This window comes from Tropicibacter alexandrii, from assembly GCF_003667315.2.
GTDB lineage: Bacteria > Pseudomonadota > Alphaproteobacteria > Rhodobacterales > Rhodobacteraceae > Tropicibacter > Tropicibacter alexandrii.
Genome location: NZ_RCTZ02000004.1, coordinates 13,540 through 29,126, shown reverse-complemented (window position 1 = coordinate 29,126; position 15,587 = coordinate 13,540). Strand labels below are relative to the sequence as shown.

Genomic DNA, 15,587 nt, shown 5'->3' with positions numbered 1-15,587 from the left:
AGCTGCCAATCTCAGGAGAGTCCCATGGCCACCGTTGCCGTCACCGACGCCACGTTCGAACAGGAAGTGAAGAATTCCGATGTCCCCGTCGTGGTGGATTTCTGGGCCGAGTGGTGCGGCCCCTGCAAGCAGATCGGCCCGGCTCTGGAAGAGCTGGCCGCCGAATATGGCGACAAGATCAAGATCGCCAAGGTCGATGTGGACAGCAACCCGAACTCTGCCGCCGCCATGGGCGTGCGCGGCATTCCGGCGCTGTTCATCTTCAAGGACGGCGCGCCGGTCTCCAACCGCGCCGGTGCGGCGCCCAAGGCCGCGCTGAAGTCCTGGATCGACGACTCGATCTGATCGGCGTCAAGCGATTGCGATTGCCCCGTCCAAGTGGCGGGGCTTTTGCGTGTCTGGAGTGCGGGCGGCGCGGACATTGCCCCGGCGCGGCGTAAAGGCCGCAGGCCGCCGCGCATCATGCCGGAGGCATGTCTTCGACATGACGGGCCGCTGCCAGTCGCCCGACTTGCACGCCGCTGGGCACTGCCCCATATGACAGCAAAGACTGAAAGGAGCCCCCATGAGCGACACGGATTTTCCCGGCTGGCACGGCACGACCATCATCGGCGTGCGCAAGGGGGGCCGCGTTGTCGTCGCGGGCGACGGACAGGTCAGCCTTGGCCAGACCGTCATCAAGGGCACCGCGCGCAAGGTGCGGCGCCTGTCGCCGGGCGGCTATGACGTGGTCTGCGGCTTTGCCGGATCGACCGCTGACGCCTTTACCCTGCTGGAACGTCTCGAAACCAAGCTGGAGGCAACCCCCGGCCAGTTGCAACGCGCCTGTGTCGAACTGGCCAAGGACTGGCGCACGGACAAGTACCTGTCCAAGCTGGAGGCCATGCTGATCGTCACCGATGGCACCGACCTGCTGGTGGTGACGGGCGCGGGCGACGTGCTGGAGCCCGAACATGACGTGGCGGCCATCGGCTCGGGCGGGAATTACGCGCTGGCTGCGGCGCGGGCGATGATGGACACGGACAAGGATGCCGAAACCGTCGCGCGCGAGGCGATGGCGATTGCCGCCGATATCTGCGTCTACACCAATGGCAAGCTGACCGTCGAAACCATCGGCGGCTGACGGCGTTCCCTGAACACGCTTTCGCAGTTCGCCCGGCGGGACGGACTGCCCACGGAAGGACCCCAATGACCGACCTGACCCCCCGCGAGATCGTCTCGGAACTCGACCGTTTCATCATCGGACAGGCTGACGCCAAGCGCGCCGTCGCCGTGGCCCTGCGCAACCGCTGGCGGCGCAAGCAGCTGTCCGACGATCTGCGCGACGAGGTTTACCCCAAGAACATCCTGATGATCGGGCCGACCGGCGTCGGCAAGACCGAGATCAGCCGCCGCTTGGCAAAGCTCGCTCGCGCGCCCTTCATCAAGGTGGAGGCGACGAAGTTCACCGAGGTGGGCTATGTCGGCCGCGATGTCGAACAGATCGTGCGCGATCTGGTGGATGCCTCGATTGCCATGACCCGCGAGCATATGCGCGAAGACGTCAAGGCGCGCGCCCATCAGGCCGCCGAGGACCGGGTGATTGCCGCGGTGGCAGGCGAACATGCCCGCGAAGGCACGCGCGAGATGTTCCGCAAGAAGCTGAAGGCTGGCGAACTCGACGATACGGAAATCGAGCTGGAATTGCAGGACACCGGGGGCTCGATGCCGATGATGGACATTCCCGGCCAGCCCGGCATGGGGATGCTGAACCTTGGCGATATCTTCGGCAAGGCGCTGGGCGGGCGCATGGTGAAGAAGCGCATGACCGTGGCCGACAGCTATGACCTGCTGATTTCCGAAGAGGCCGACAAGCTGCTGGATGACGAGACGGTCAAGCTGGCCGCGCTGGAGGCGGTCGAGCAGAACGGCATCGTCTTTCTCGACGAGATCGACAAGGTCGCCGCGCGGCAAGAGGCCCGCGGTGGCGATGTCAGCCGCGAGGGCGTCCAGCGCGACCTGCTGCCCCTGATCGAGGGCACGACGGTCAGCACCAAACACGGGCCGGTCAAGACCGACCATATCCTGTTCATCGCCTCGGGTGCCTTTCATATCGCGAAACCGTCGGACCTGCTGCCGGAATTGCAGGGGCGCCTGCCGATCCGGGTCAACCTGCAACCGCTGACCGAGGGCGATTTCGTCCGCATTCTGACCGAGACGGACAACGCCCTGACGCGCCAATACACCGCGCTGATGGCCACCGAAGAGGTGACCGTCACCTTCACCGACGACGGCATCGCCGCGCTGGCCAAGATCGCCGCCGAGGTCAATTCGTCGGTCGAGAATATCGGTGCGCGTCGCCTGTATACGGTGATGGAACGGGTGTTCGAGGAACTCAGCTTTACCGCGCCGGATCAGGCCGGGGTCAGCGTCACGGTGGATGCCGATTTCGTCGAGCAGCACTTGGGCGAATTGACCCGGTCCACGGACCTGAGCCGCTATGTGCTGTGAGTTGCGGGCAAAATTGTCAGCTGACAACATCTAACGCACGGTAAGACCTTTATGAAGGAACGGTTTCTGCCTACCCATGCTGCTGCGCCGCCGCTATGGTGGCGCAAACATCGGGGAGGACAGCGATGAAACGCTCGGCGATCAACCAGATCATCCGCGAGGCGGATGCCTTTATCCGCAGCTTCGGCTTTGTCTTGCCGCCCTTCGCCTACCTGTCGCCCGAAGACCTCAAGGCCGCCGACCATGCCGAGATCAAGAGCCGCCGCATGGGCTGGGACATCACCGATTACGGCGAGGGCGACTTTGACAAGATGGGCCTGTTCCTGTTCACCACCCGCAACGGGCTGAGCAGCGATCTGGGGCAACGCTCGGCGATGCTGTACGCGGAAAAGATCATGATCTCGCGGAAGGATCAGCTGTCGCCGATGCACCGCCACAATCTGAAGGTCGAGGACATCATCAACCGGGGCGGTGCGACGCTGGCGCTGAAGCTGTTCAAGGCCGACGCCGAGGGCGGCATCGACCACGAGGCCGAGGTCAAGGTCATGTGCGATGGCCTGCCGCGCCATGTGGAACCGGGCGGTATCCTGCGCCTCGATCCCGGCGCCTCCGTCACCTTGCATCCCGACACGTGGCACGCCTTCTGGGGCGAGGGTGGTGACGTGCTGATCGGCGAGGTCTCGACCGTGAATGACGACCAGACGGATAATATCTTTGCCAAGCCGATCGGACGGTTTGCCACCGTCGAAGAAGACGAAGCCCCCCTGCATCTGCTGGTATCGGATTACGACACCCGGCTTTGACGGCGCGATGTGTCTGAAATGATGCGGCGCCAGCACCAGTCCACCTGAAATGCCCTGTTTGTCGCCCACACAATGGACAGGTTGTGGGAAACACGTTAGTCCGTAGCAAAAGACGGGCGAAGACAGGGTAAAACCGATGGGCAACAGCAGATCGACGGCACGCGTTTTGATCGGGCGTCTCCTCAAGGCGAGCGTTGCCTCCGTTGTCGGGCTTGCCGCGGGCACCGCAGCGTGGCCCGAGACTCTGCGCGACCGGCTGACTTACAACACCTATGGTGTGCCCGGTCTGATCGACATGCCGACGGCGGAAATGCCCGCGGATGCCGATCTGGCTGGCACGTTCTCGACCGTCGGGGGCACCACGCGCACCACGCTGAGCTTTCAGATCCTGCCCCGCCTGAGCGGCAGTTTCCGCTATTCCACCATTGTCGACGGCGTGACCGGCAAGGTCCGCCTGTATGACCGCAGCTTCGACCTGCGCTACCAGCTTGTGACCGAAGGGGACTATCGCCCCTCTGTGGTCATCGGTCTGCAGGACTTCATCGGGACGGGGATTTACGGCGGCGAATACATCGTCGCGAGCAAGACCCTTGCGCCGGGGTTGAAGGTCACCGGCGGTCTGGGCTGGGGGCGGCTTGGCTCTTATCAGGCGATCGGATCGACCGGATCGCGCCCGGCGCTGGTGGTGGGCACCGGCGGGACGCCGACATGGGACCAGTGGTTCCGGGGCGACGTGGCGCCGTTTGCGGGCCTGAGCTATGCCTATAACGACCGGCTGAAATTCAAGCTTGAATATTCGTCCGACGACTACGATTACGAGGTCACGCGCTACAACCAGACCAAATCGAGCCCGTGGAATTTCGGCATCGATTACCGGTTCCGCAATGGCGGTCAGCTGTCGCTGTACCATGTGCGCGGCGAAGAATTCGGGGCGCAGTTCACCTTCGAGACCAATCCCAAGACATTGGGCGTGCCGGGTGGCACCGAGGCCGCCGGTTTGCCCGTCGCCCCGCGTCAACCCTACGCCGCGCAGGATCTGGGCTGGACGAACGATGCGGCCCGGCAGGAAAGCGCGCGCGCGACGCTCAAGCAGTTGCTCGAAAAGGAGGGTCTCGTTGCCGAGGCCGTCAAGCTGGAGCCGAAGCGTGCCACCGTCCGTCTGGTCAATCCGCGCTACGGTGCCGAGGCGCAGGCCTTTGGCCGCACGGCGCGCGCCATGACCCGGTCGCTGCCCGCGTCGATCGAGGAATTCGTGATCGTCCCGGTGGTCAACGGCATGCCGATGTCCGCCGTGGTCATGCGCCGGTCCGATGTCGAGCGGCTGGAGCATGAATGGGCCTTTGAAATGCTGGCCCGCACGCAGATCGTCGAAGGCTACAAGCTGGCGCCGAAGCCCGATGCCGGCATCTATCCGAAATTCGAATGGTCCTTGTCGCCCTTCGTGCAGCTGTCGGTCTTCGACCCGGACAACCCGGTGCGGGCCGATGGCGGGCTGCGCGCCAAGGCAAAGGTGGAACTGACGCCGAATCTGATCCTGACCGGCTCCGTCACCAAGAAGCTGGCGGGGAACCTTGATCAGGTCACGCGGGTCGACAAGTCGAACCTGCCGCGCGTGCGCACCGACAGCGCGCGCTACTCGGCCGAGGGCGACCCGGCCATCGAGTACCTGCAACTGGCGATGTATGGCCGTCCGGGCAAGAACCTGTATTCGCGGGTGACGGTGGGCTATCTCGAACGCATGTATGGCGGTGCCTCGGCGGAACTGCTGTGGAAGCCGGTGGGCAGCCGCCTCGCCCTTGGGGCCGAGCTGAACTACGTGCTGCGCCGCGATTATGACCAGTTGTTCGGCTTTCAGGACATGACCACCATCGACCCGGTCACCGGCATCGCCCGCGAGATTCCCAACGTGAACGGCCATGTCTCGGCCTATTACGATTTCGGCAACGGTTTCCACGGGCAGGTCGATGCCGGTCGCTATCTGGCGGGTGATTACGGCGCGACCTTCGAGCTGAACCGCGAATTCGCCAATGGCTGGCGCGTTGGGGCCTATGCGACCTTCACCGACGCCTCGTTCGAGGATTTCGGCGAGGGCTCGTTCGACAAGGGCATCCGCTTTACCATCCCGTTGGCCTCGTTCATGGGCACCCCGTCGCGCACCGAGAACGCGGTCACGATCCAGTCGCTGTCGCGCGATGGCGGCGCGCGCCTGAACGTGAACGGGCGGCTCTACGGGCAGGTCCGCGACTACCACGAAGCCGAGGTGGTCGACAGCTGGGGCCGGTTCTGGCGCTGACATGCAGGTCGAGGAAACCACGCTCGCAGGGGTCCATATCCTGACGCCACGGCGTTTCGGGGACGCGCGCGGCTTTTTCAGCGAAAGCTGGTCGCGCGCGCGGATGGCCGAGGCGGGGCTGGACTACGATTTCGTGCAGGACAACCATTCGATGTCCATGGCCGTGGGCACGCTGCGGGGGCTGCACTACCAGCGCCCGCCCCATGCACAGGCCAAGCTGGTGCGCTGCGGGCGGGGGCGTCTGTTGGACGTGGCGGTCGATATCCGGCGCGGCTCGCCGACCTTTGGCCAATGGGTCGCGGTCGAGCTGAGCTTTGACAATGGCAAGCAATTGCTGATCCCCGAGGGCTTCCTGCACGGGTTCCTGACATTGGAGCCGGAGACCGAGATCGTCTACAAATGCTCGGATTATTACGCGCCCGACTGTGATGGCGCGGTGGCGTGGGATGACCCCGCCTTGGGCATCGACTGGGGCATCAGCGCGCCCGTCCTGTCCGACAAGGACGCGAAAGCGCCGAAATTGGCCGAGATCGACAACCCTTTCGAATGGGCGGGCGCATGAAGATCCTCGTCACCGGCGGCGCAGGTTTCATCGGCTCGGCGGTGGTGCGTCGGGCGATTGACGACGGCCATCAGGTGGTCAATCTGGACGCGCTGACCTATGCCGCCTGTCTCGACAATGTCGCGAGCGTTGCGGATCACCCCGCCTATGCCTTTGAGCAGGCGGATATTCGGGATCGGGCGGCGCTGGATCGGGTTTTGGCCGAACACCGCCCCGACGCGATCATGCATCTGGCCGCCGAAAGCCATGTGGACCGGTCCATCGACGGGCCTGCGACCTTCATCGAGACCAATGTGCTGGGCACCTTCCACCTGCTGGAGGCCGCGCGGGCCTATTGGAACGGTGGGGCCAACCCCTTGCGGTTTCATCATATTTCGACGGATGAGGTGTTTGGCTCGCTGGGTGCTGTGGGGCAGTTCACCGAGGCCACGCCCTATGACCCACGCTCGCCCTATTCGGCGTCGAAGGCCAGTTCCGACCATCTGGTGCGCGCTTGGGCCGAGACCTATGGCCTGCCCGTCGTCCTGACCAATTGTTCCAACAATTACGGGCCGTACCATTTCCCCGAAAAGCTGATCCCCGTGGTGATCCTGAACGCGCTGCACGGGCGTCCGATCCCGGTCTATGGCGACGGGTCGAACGTGCGCGACTGGCTCTATGTCGAGGACCATGCCGAGGCGCTGCTGCTGGTGCTGCAAAAGGGTGAGACCGGGCGCAGCTACAATATCGGGGGCGAAAACGAGCGCTCGAACATAGATCTTGTGCGGACACTGTGCGAGATTTTGGACAGGCTCGCGCCTCAGAAAGCCAGCTACGCCGACCTGATCACCTTTGTGACCGACCGTCCGGGGCATGACGCGCGCTATGCGATCGACCCGACGCGGATACGGGATGAACTGGGCTGGCGGCCCTCGGTGACGGTCGAGGAAGGTCTGGAAAAGACCGTGCGCTGGTATCTGGACAACCGCCACTGGTGGCAGGCGCTGCTGGACCGCGACGGCGTGGGCAAACGGCTGGGGACGGCGTAAGTCCCTTTTGGGGAGAGGCCAATGATCCTTGTTTTCGGACGCACGGGCCAAGTGGCCACGGAATTGGCGCGGCAGGCGGATGTCCTGGCGCTTGGGCGGGCCGAGGCCGACCTGATGCAAGCGGGCGCCGCCGCCGATGCGATTGCCCGCCACGCCCCGCGCGTCGTCATCAACGCCGCCGCATGGACCGCCGTGGACGCCGCCGAGGCGGACGAGGGCAGCGCCCACCGTCTGAACGCCGACGCCCCCGCTGAGATGGCGCGGGCCTGCGCGCGGGCTGGTATCCCCTTGCTGCATGTGTCCACCGATTACGTCTTTGACGGCGGTGGCACCAGCGCATGGGCCGAGGGCGATCCGGTCTCGCCTCTGGGGGCCTATGGGCGCACGAAACTGGCGGGCGAGGAAGCGATCCGGGCGAGCAGCGCGCGGCACGTGATCTTGCGCACTGCATGGGTGTTTTCCAGCCATGGCGCGAATTTCGTCAAGACGATGCTGCGGCTGTCGGAAACCCGCGATCACCTGCGCGTCGTGGCCGACCAGATCGGCGGGCCGACCCCCGCCGCCGACATTGCCGCGACGCTGCTGCGGCTGGCCGAGAGCGAGGCGCACGGGACCTATCACTATGCCGGCGCGCCCGAGACCAGTTGGGCCGGGTTCGCCGAGGAGATCTTTCGCCAAGCCGGGCGGGCCGTCCAAGTCGAGCACATCCCCAGCCGCGATTACCCGACGCCTGCACAAAGGCCGCTCAATTCCCGGCTCAATTGCGCCAAACTGGCGACCGATTTCGGGATTAACCAACCCGCGTGGCGCGATGGCCTGTCGCGCGTGTTGAAGGAGTTGGGCGTATGAGTGGCACGGAACGCAGGGGGATCATCCTTGCTGGCGGAAGCGGGACGCGGCTGTATCCGATCACCATGGGCGTGTCGAAGCAATTGCTGCCGATCTATGACAAGCCGATGATCTACTACCCGCTCAGCGTGCTGATGCTGACCGGCATCCGGGACATCTGCATCATCACCACCCCGCAGGATCAGGCACAGTTCCAGCGCACCTTGGGCGATGGCAGCCAATGGGGCCTGAGCTTGACCTATGTCGAACAGCCCAGCCCCGACGGTCTGGCGCAGGCCTATCTGCTGGCCGAAGACTTCCTCGACGGTGCGCCCAGTGCCATGGTTCTGGGGGACAACATCTTTTTCGGGCATGGCCTGCCGGAGCAGTTGCGCATCGCCGATGAGCAGGCGCAGGGCGGGACGGTGTTTGGCTATCGTGTCGCCGATCCGGAACGCTACGGCGTGGTGGCCTTTGGCCCCGACAAGCGCGTCACCGGCATCGTCGAAAAGCCCGAGGTGCCGCCGTCGCCCTATGCGGTGACGGGGTTGTATTTCCTCGACGGCAGCGCACCGGAGCGCGCGCGCAAGGTCACGCCGTCGGACCGGGGCGAGCTGGAGATCGTGACGCTGCTGGAAAGCTACCTTGCGGACGGTCTGTTGAATGTTCGTCAAATGGGGCGCGGTTATGCGTGGCTGGATACGGGGACGCATGCCTCGCTTCTGGATGCCGGGAATTTCGTCCGCACGCTGAGCGACCGGCAAGGCCAGCAGGTCGGCTGCCCCGAGGAGATCGCGTTTGAAAACGGCTGGATCGACCGGGCGCAATTGCTTGATCGTGCCGCGCTTTTTCAAAAGACCAACTACGGAAAGTACCTGCGCCGATTGGCCGACTGACGGCACCGTACGGTGCGCTTCGGTCCTGTTAACCCTGAAATCGTTGGATGTCCCGACTTGCAAGGCGGTCCCCGGTCCTCAGCCGGCCACGCGACCGTTTGACGTGATCCGTGGTGCCGCAAGGCGCGATGGGTCTGGACAGGACATCCCCGCCTTCGGGCGGGCCATTTCGGAGTTGCTCGATGGGACTACTTTACTTTGACGGGGTACGGCAGGCGCTGGATCAGGCGCAGGCCGCGGTGCCGTTTGCACGCCGTTACATCTATCATCCCGGCACAAAGCGCCTTGCCGCCGTCTACGAGGACAGCGGCCTGACGCGCACGCAGGCCAACCCTGTCGAAGCGGACGCGCAGGGCAATTTCCCGTTGTGCCACCTGATGGAGGGCAGCTTTCACGTCGCGGATGAGGACCCGAAGGGCCAGCCGCTGGCCTCCCGCACCGTCACGGTGCGCGACAGCGTCCTGCAATTTGGCGAGCGCCAGAGCTTTGCCACGCTGGCGGACCTTCAGGCCGATGACGTGATGAGCTATCAGGCGCTGTCCTCGCGCCATCAGGTCCATGTCGGCGATCACGTGCGCGTTGCGCAGACCGGGTTCACCTATGTCGTCGCGCCTGGCGGTGCCGGGGATTTCCACGTCGCCACCGCTGGTGGCGTCCGCCTGTACGAATCGGGCGGGTGCTATTCGACGGTCGCGCGTCTGGCCGCTGCAGTCGCGCGCGGCGAAAGCTTCCCGCAAGGGATGACCGTTCTGGCTGATGGCACCATCTACCGCTTTGCAAATGACGGAAATACGACGCTGGCTGGCTTGACCGGCTGGCGGGTTGCCAGCGACGCGCAGCTGGGCGCGCGTGTCGACGCGGCCGAACTGGTCGCCGGTACGGCCGATGCCAAGGCGGATCTGGCGCTGGCGGCGGCTGCCTCGCCGATCTACGCGGATGAGGCATCGGGCCGCGCGGCCACCGCAACGGGCGAAGTCTTTTTGGTGGTGCATGACACCGCGCTGGAAGCACGCCGCAACGACGGTGGCAGCTCGACGCGGCTGGGCTGGCTCGGCGAAGTGCTGTACGACGATCTGACCGCGCTGATGGAGACGGCGGGTGGCTTCCAGCCGGGCACCGTCCTGCGCACCCGCAAGGACGGCATCGCCTATGAAGTGGCCGATCACTCGGTCACCGATGCGCATATCTCGATCGCGGGCGGCACGCGGTTGTACGAGGCGGGCCCCTATTCGAAACCCTCGCGGCTTGCACGCACCTCGGGCTTTTCGGGCGAGGTCCGGCGACTGGTCGGGGGGCTGTGTGGCGGCGATTTCGTGTTCAAGCCGGGCGACTTCTCGGCCAAGGTCGCGAAGGACCCGATGGGCGGCGTCTACGTGCCCCCGGCCACCGATCCCACCGGCGCGTCCGGGTGCTGGATTCGCCAGCATGACGGCACGATTCGGGCGGAGTGGTTCGGCGCCACGGGCGGTCCGGACGATACCGACGCGGTGCAGGCCTGCGACGAGTTCCTGCGCGAGATGGACGAGGCGATCTGCTGGGACGTCTGCGACGTCTACACAACCCTCGGCTTTGGCGAGATGATCTGGAAGCAGGACTATGCCACCATGGCCGATGCGGTCGCGGCCCTGCCGACGCTGGCCGAGCATGACGTCATCCGCGTGCTGGTCGACGAGACCCAGAACAATGCGCGCACCCGGTATCGCGTCCGGAGCGGGTCCTTTGTTGGCCCACTGTCCGAGCGCAGCTACAATGGCAAGTCGATCTATGGGTCGGGCGGCGCCAAGCGCAACGGCTTCCTGCTGAAGGCGGGGGCGCCGGGCTGGATGCGGCTGTTCTCGGCATCGTTGCAGGATGCCACGATCGCCAACGTCATGTTCAACGGCAACAATCCCAGCAGCCAGTGGGGCAACGGGTTCGCGCCCAAGCTGAACCCCGATACCGAACTGCTGGTCTTTGTCGAAGGATACGGCATCACGTGGGACAACAACGCCGTGCGCTTTTCCGGCGGCAACGGTGTGCAGTTCCGTGGCATCATCGGGAACTTCCACATCAAGGGCGGCGATTGCGTCAGCCAGTATCACGAAGGCTGGGGCTGGGTCATCGACCGCATGTCGTCGTTCAAGGCATCGAAGCTGTGGGGCGAGGGCAACGAGCTGGGTGACGTGCTGATGCGGCACGATGTGCAGACATCGGACGCCACCGGCCAGTCCTACTGGAAGCGCGCCGCGATCGAGATCGAAAGCATCTATTCCGAGAACGCGTCGCAGACGGCTCCGATCGTGCAGATCGAGGGCGGCCATTTCGCGCCGCGCATCGGGCATGTCGCCCAGCACGGGACGGGCGCCTTGCGCCCGGTGGTCAAACTGGCCTCCAGCGCGGGGGCGGACGGGATCTGGCGTGGCTGCCATGGCGGCTACTTTGACCTCGGCAGCATCCTTGGCGCAAAGATCATCTGCGACGCGAACTCGCGCAACAACGTGTTCGTCCGCGGCTCTGGCCTGTGGAGCGACAAGCAGAACGATCCTTGGGATTTCCGCGACAGCGGCAAGGACAATGTCGTGATCTGGGGGGCGCCGGACACGCTGGCCTTCCATCCCGGGTCCGCCACCGGCGATGTCTCGGTCAATTCCGGCAGCTCGAACTTCGTCAACAACAGCGGGTCCAGCGCCCAGTTGGTGAACACGCTGGGCGGCATCATCGGCCCGGTGCAGGACTACCATTCCAACTTCGCGGGCGGTCCGAGCCATGTGAGGGCGACCGGCTTCAACAGCAACAATGGCGGGTCCGAGATCAACTTCATGCTGTCGCTGAACGCGCAGCTGCCCGCCACGGTCAAGACATGGTACGCCGCGCTGCTGGGACGGTTCGAAGCGCATCAGCTGGTCAAGGTCGCGCTGTACGACACCAACAGCACCCATTTCTACAATTGGGACAGCGGGACATGGACATCGCTGCCGAACGAGGATGATTTCGGCGTCTATCGCACCATCCGCGCCGACCGGCGTCACCTGAGCTATATACTTCCCTTCGAAAACGATGGCACGGCGCGCACGGTGCGGGTTCAGGTCAGGCTCAAGGGCGGTGGCGACGCGGACCTGTACCATGCTTGGGTCACCGATCATCCGTCTCCGGCGCTGGTCGGTATCCGGTCTGGCCAGTGTCTGGGCACGCCCGGCAATGCCGTCGCCACGACCGGCACGCTGGCCCCGGCGAGTGTGGTGCCGGTGGGCACACGGGTCTTCAACACGACCACGTCGCTGATGCAGGTGTCGGACGGAACGGCCTGGATCGCGGGCTGAAACGGTAGCCATTGAACCGGAAAGGCCGCGCAATTGCGCGGCCTTTTTCCCGTTGCGCCGAATTGCGCCGATCCAGCCCGCAAGCCGGTTGCAATCGTCGCTTCGCTGACAATAGGGTGCGCCAAATTTTGCAACATTGAATTGGCAGACCACATGGCAGCGACCTCCGTCATCATTCCGGCCTATAACAGCGAAAAAAGCGTCAGCGCGTCGATCGACAGCGCCCTGTCCCAGACCGTCGCCCCGCTCGAAATCATCGTCGTGGATGACGGATCGACCGATGGCACCGCAGAGGTGATCAAGGCCTATGGCGGCATCGTGCGCTATCTCTGGCAGGAGAATGCCGGACAGGGCGCGGCGCGCAACACCGGCCTTGCCGAGGCTAAGGGCGAATTCATCGCCCTGCTCGACGCGGACGATTACTGGAAGCCGGAATTCATCGAAAGAATGGAAGGGTTTCTGCGCGCCCATCCCGATCTGGTTGCCGCCAGCTGCGCCTGTCTGGCAGAGCGACAGGGCGGCGATTACCATACGCCCGCGCATCACGCCGACCTGCTGAGCCAGCATCCCGAGGGGTTGGTGCTGGACGACTTCTTTGAGTTCTGGGCCAAGCATGACCACGTGCGCACCGGGTCCGTGCTGATCCGGCATGACGCGGTCAAGGCCGTGGGGTTGCAAAACCCCGCGCTGCGGATCAGTCAGGATCTGGAATACTGGGCGCTTTTGGCGACGCAGGGACCTTGGGGTCTGTTGCCCGAAGTCCTTTGGGTCGGCACCTCCGACAAGGTGGCGCGCCAGACCGGTTGGCGCAAGAAATATGCCGGACGCCGCAAGAAGACCCCAACGGTCGAGGCTTGGGAGGCGCGGGTGCTGCCCCGGATGTCTGCCGATCAGGTCGAGGGGTTCAAGCGGGTTCGTGGCCGTGTCGCGGCTGGCTTTGCGGTCAATCACGTTCTGGGCGGAAGCCCGAAGACCGGCCGGGACATCATCCGCCAATACGGCGAGGACATGCCCCATGGTGCGACCATCAAAATCTTGAAAAAGGCGGATAGGATGGGGTCTCTGGCGTGGTGGGCCGCGGGCAAGGTCCTGCGGTATCGCGACGCCAGAAAGTAAGGACGTTGCGGCCTGCGGGCCGTCACGGCGACTTTGGGGGCGGGCGTGAAACGGGCGGGGCAAAACCCCGCCCTTTTTCGTCAGGCGTCGTAGTAGGTCTTGCCGTAGCGCGAATAGGCGCCGTACTGGCCGTCATAGCCGTAGCGGCGCATGCCGCGCGGATCGACGTTCGACAGGATGACACCGTTGATCTTGACGCCGACGCTTTGCAGCTCGCGCAGACCGTTGAGCACCTGCGCCTTGGGCGTGCTGTCCCAGCGCACCGAGAACAGGACCGCGTCCGCCTGCTGGCCGACGATCCGCGCATCCGGCACGACGAGCACCGGCGGCGTGTCGATCACGACGTAATCGTACTGCTTGCGCACGAATTCGATGAAGTGGCGGAAACGCTCCGACGACAGCAGGTCGGCGGCGCTGATCTTGGCGTTGTCGCCCATCAGCACGTCGCAATTCTCGAACACGTCATGCAGCACGGCCTCGGACAGGGCGAGGTCGCCGGAGATCACCGAGACGATGCCCCCCTTGGCGTTGGCTTCGAAATATTTCGAGAAGGTCCGGCGGCGAATGTCGCATTCGATCAGCAGCACCCTGCCGCCCAGACCCGCGAGGTTCTGGGCCAGCGAGATGGACTGGGTCGTCTTGCCTTCGCCGGGGATCGACGAGGTGACCATGATGACCTGCGGCGGCGTGTCGATATTCGTCAGCAACAGCGAGGTGCGCAGGTTGCGGATCGCCTCGACCGTGGCCGATGTCGGGTTGTTGCGCAGGTAATCCAGCAACTCCGCGCGCTGGCGGATCGGCATCTTGGGCACCTGTCCCAGAACCGGCAGACCGGAACGCTGTTCGAGGTCATCCGCCGTGCGGAAGGTGTCATGCATGAACTGGCGGACCAGCACGATGGCCAAGCCCAGAAGCAGGCCGAGGATCATCGAAACGGCGGTGATGCGCATCTTGCGCGGGGCCACCATCGTCCCTGGGGTCGCCTCGGACAGGACGCGCGCGTCGGGCTGCTGAAGGCCGCTCTGGATGGTGGTTTCCTTCAGGCGGGCAAGGAAGGTCTCGTACAGGACGCGGGTCGCGTCCGCCTCGCGCACCAGTTGGTTCAACCGGGCAAGGTCGACGCGCTGGTTCTCGATCTGCTCCTGCAGGCGCTCCATGTTGGATTCGAGCGCCGCAATCTGCGCGGCAGAGCGTTCGACGGCCTCGCGTTCGGTGGACAGCACCGACTGGAAGCGCGCGTTGAACACCTCAAGCGCCTCGGTATCGCCATTGCGGGCATCGTTGGCGAGGCGGCGCAGCGCCGGGTCGCCGGTCACGGCCAGCACCTCGTCGGTATCGGCGGGGTCGATCGCCTCGAGCTCGGCAAGGTTCTGGCGGTCCTGCAAGAGGGTCGATTGCGCGATGTCGATGCGTTCGCGCAGCTCCTTGGACCGGATGTTGAGCGCCTCAAGCGCCGAGGCGTCGACCAGCTCGGTTTCCGAGCGCAACTCCTTGATCTGGTCTTCCTTGGCCTTCAATTCGCTTTCCAACTCGCCGACGCGTTCGGTCAGCCAGCTGATGGCGTATTCGGTCGCCGCGAATTTGATGCGCACCTGATCGTCGATATACAGTTCGGCCAGCCGGTTCGCGATCATGGCGGATTTCAGGGCGCCATTGGTGGTGACGGAGATGTCGAAGAGGTAGGTCGCCTTCTTTGAGGTCACCGAAATCGCCTGACGGACGGTGTTGATGGTGCGCAGGCGTGCGGTTTCGGGATCGACCGGACCGGCGGTCTCGGTCAGGCCCACCCGTTCGGTCAGCGCGTCGACCGACCAGGGCGACGGTTCCTGAAGCGCGGTGTTGAATTCGGGATCTGCGGTCAGATCCATGTCATCCACCAGCCGCGCGATCAGCCCGCGCGAGCGGATGACCTCAAGCTCGGTATTGATGGCGGCGGCTTCGGTCGACACGCCGGAAATCACGCTTTCCAGATCGACCACCTGCTGCGACCGCACCTGAAGCGCAAGCCGCGTATTCGCAAGGTAGGACGGCGTCGCCACCACGAAGGCGTAATACCCGCCCAGCAGGCCGGCGATCAGGATGCAGGCGAGGATCAGCCACCGCCCGACCCAGATGACGCGAAACAGCTGGGTGACATCCAGATCTTCCTGCGCCTTGCCGGCGGGCGCCATGGGTTGGGCCAAAGTGTACGGGTCTTGCTGCGGTGTCGGGAATTTACGAACTGTCTCGTCCTGCATCGGATACCTTGCTTCTCAAATACCGGTTGGTGTCC

Annotated in this window: 12 protein-coding genes; 11 read left to right on the top strand and 1 reads right to left on the bottom strand. The window is 64.6% G+C overall.

All coding sequences use genetic code 11. The annotated features are described in order from the left end of the window. Positions 1-24 precede the first annotated feature (24 nt). The 11 genes from trxA (at position 25) to D8Z78_RS06325 (ending at position 13,315) form a co-directional block, all read left to right on the top strand. Positions 25-345, top strand: a complete 321-nt coding sequence (gene trxA / locus D8Z78_RS06375; protein WP_121629310.1) for a thioredoxin — start codon at positions 25-27, stop codon at positions 343-345. 220 nt (positions 346-565) lie between these two features. Next, positions 566-1,123, top strand: a complete 558-nt coding sequence (hslV, locus tag D8Z78_RS06370; protein WP_121629309.1) for an ATP-dependent protease subunit HslV — start codon at positions 566-568, stop codon at positions 1,121-1,123. A 65-nt stretch (positions 1,124-1,188) separates the two neighbouring features. Beyond that, positions 1,189-2,490: an ATP-dependent protease ATPase subunit HslU gene (gene hslU, locus D8Z78_RS06365; protein ID WP_121629308.1), complete on the top strand. Its 1,302-nt coding sequence runs from the start codon at positions 1,189-1,191 to the stop codon at positions 2,488-2,490. 125 nt (positions 2,491-2,615) lie between these two features. Continuing rightward, entirely contained in the window at positions 2,616-3,293 is a 678-nt protein-coding gene (locus D8Z78_RS06360) for a D-lyxose/D-mannose family sugar isomerase (RefSeq protein WP_121629307.1), read from the top strand. A 136-nt stretch (positions 3,294-3,429) separates the two neighbouring features. Further along, positions 3,430-5,586, top strand: coding sequence for a YjbH domain-containing protein (locus D8Z78_RS06355; protein ID WP_121629306.1), 2,157 nt, complete (start codon positions 3,430-3,432; stop codon positions 5,584-5,586). A gap of 1 nt (position 5,587) precedes the next feature. Continuing rightward, positions 5,588-6,148, top strand: coding sequence for a dTDP-4-dehydrorhamnose 3,5-epimerase (gene rfbC, locus D8Z78_RS06350; RefSeq protein ID WP_121629305.1), 561 nt, complete (start codon positions 5,588-5,590; stop codon positions 6,146-6,148). Then, entirely contained in the window at positions 6,145-7,176 is a 1,032-nt protein-coding gene (gene rfbB, locus D8Z78_RS06345) for a dTDP-glucose 4,6-dehydratase (RefSeq protein ID WP_121629569.1), read from the top strand. The genes rfbC and rfbB overlap by 4 nt, the downstream gene beginning before the upstream one ends. Positions 7,177-7,197: 21 nt before the next feature. Beyond that, positions 7,198-8,025: a dTDP-4-dehydrorhamnose reductase gene (gene rfbD / locus D8Z78_RS06340; protein WP_121629304.1), complete on the top strand. Its 828-nt coding sequence runs from the start codon at positions 7,198-7,200 to the stop codon at positions 8,023-8,025. Next, a complete protein-coding gene (gene rfbA, locus D8Z78_RS06335) occupies positions 8,022-8,900 on the top strand; it encodes a glucose-1-phosphate thymidylyltransferase RfbA (protein WP_121629303.1) in 879 nt (292 codons plus the stop codon). Before rfbD ends, rfbA begins: the two co-directional genes overlap by 4 nt. Positions 8,901-9,082: 182 nt before the next feature. After that, the gene (locus D8Z78_RS06330; RefSeq protein ID WP_121629302.1) at positions 9,083-12,199 is read left to right on the top strand and encodes a hypothetical protein; all 3,117 of its coding nucleotides are present in this window, start codon (positions 9,083-9,085) and stop codon (positions 12,197-12,199) included. Between the two features lie 153 nt (positions 12,200-12,352). Further along, positions 12,353-13,315 carry a glycosyltransferase family 2 protein gene (locus D8Z78_RS06325; protein WP_121629568.1) on the top strand — a complete coding sequence of 321 codons (963 nt, stop codon included), beginning with the start codon at positions 12,353-12,355 and terminating at the stop codon, positions 13,313-13,315. Between the two features lie 80 nt (positions 13,316-13,395). Here D8Z78_RS06325 and D8Z78_RS06320 read toward each other — a convergent pair whose 3' ends face one another. Then, the gene (locus D8Z78_RS06320; protein ID WP_164932902.1) at positions 13,396-15,486 is read right to left on the bottom strand and encodes a polysaccharide biosynthesis tyrosine autokinase; all 2,091 of its coding nucleotides are present in this window, start codon (positions 15,484-15,486) and stop codon (positions 13,396-13,398) included. Positions 15,487-15,587: the final 101 nt, after the last annotated feature.

Excerpts from the sequence above, each read along its gene's own strand:
- trxA (WP_121629310.1), top strand. The coding sequence starts at position 25 with ATGGCCACCGTTGCCGTCACCGACGCCACGTTCGAACAGGAAGTGAAG.
- hslV (WP_121629309.1), top strand. The coding sequence starts at position 566 with ATGAGCGACACGGATTTTCCCGGCTGGCACGGCACGACCATCATCGGC.
- hslU (WP_121629308.1), top strand. The coding sequence starts at position 1,189 with ATGACCGACCTGACCCCCCGCGAGATCGTCTCGGAACTCGACCGTTTC.
- D8Z78_RS06360 (WP_121629307.1), top strand. The coding sequence starts at position 2,616 with ATGAAACGCTCGGCGATCAACCAGATCATCCGCGAGGCGGATGCCTTT.
- D8Z78_RS06355 (WP_121629306.1), top strand. The coding sequence starts at position 3,430 with ATGGGCAACAGCAGATCGACGGCACGCGTTTTGATCGGGCGTCTCCTC.
- rfbC (WP_121629305.1), top strand. The coding sequence starts at position 5,588 with ATGCAGGTCGAGGAAACCACGCTCGCAGGGGTCCATATCCTGACGCCA.
- rfbB (WP_121629569.1), top strand. The coding sequence starts at position 6,145 with ATGAAGATCCTCGTCACCGGCGGCGCAGGTTTCATCGGCTCGGCGGTG.
- rfbD (WP_121629304.1), top strand. The coding sequence starts at position 7,198 with ATGATCCTTGTTTTCGGACGCACGGGCCAAGTGGCCACGGAATTGGCG.
- rfbA (WP_121629303.1), top strand. The coding sequence starts at position 8,022 with ATGAGTGGCACGGAACGCAGGGGGATCATCCTTGCTGGCGGAAGCGGG.
- D8Z78_RS06330 (WP_121629302.1), top strand. The coding sequence starts at position 9,083 with ATGGGACTACTTTACTTTGACGGGGTACGGCAGGCGCTGGATCAGGCG.
- D8Z78_RS06325 (WP_121629568.1), top strand. The coding sequence starts at position 12,353 with ATGGCAGCGACCTCCGTCATCATTCCGGCCTATAACAGCGAAAAAAGC.
- D8Z78_RS06320 (WP_164932902.1), bottom strand. The coding sequence starts at position 15,486 with ATGGCGCCCGCCGGCAAGGCGCAGGAAGATCTGGATGTCACCCAGCTG.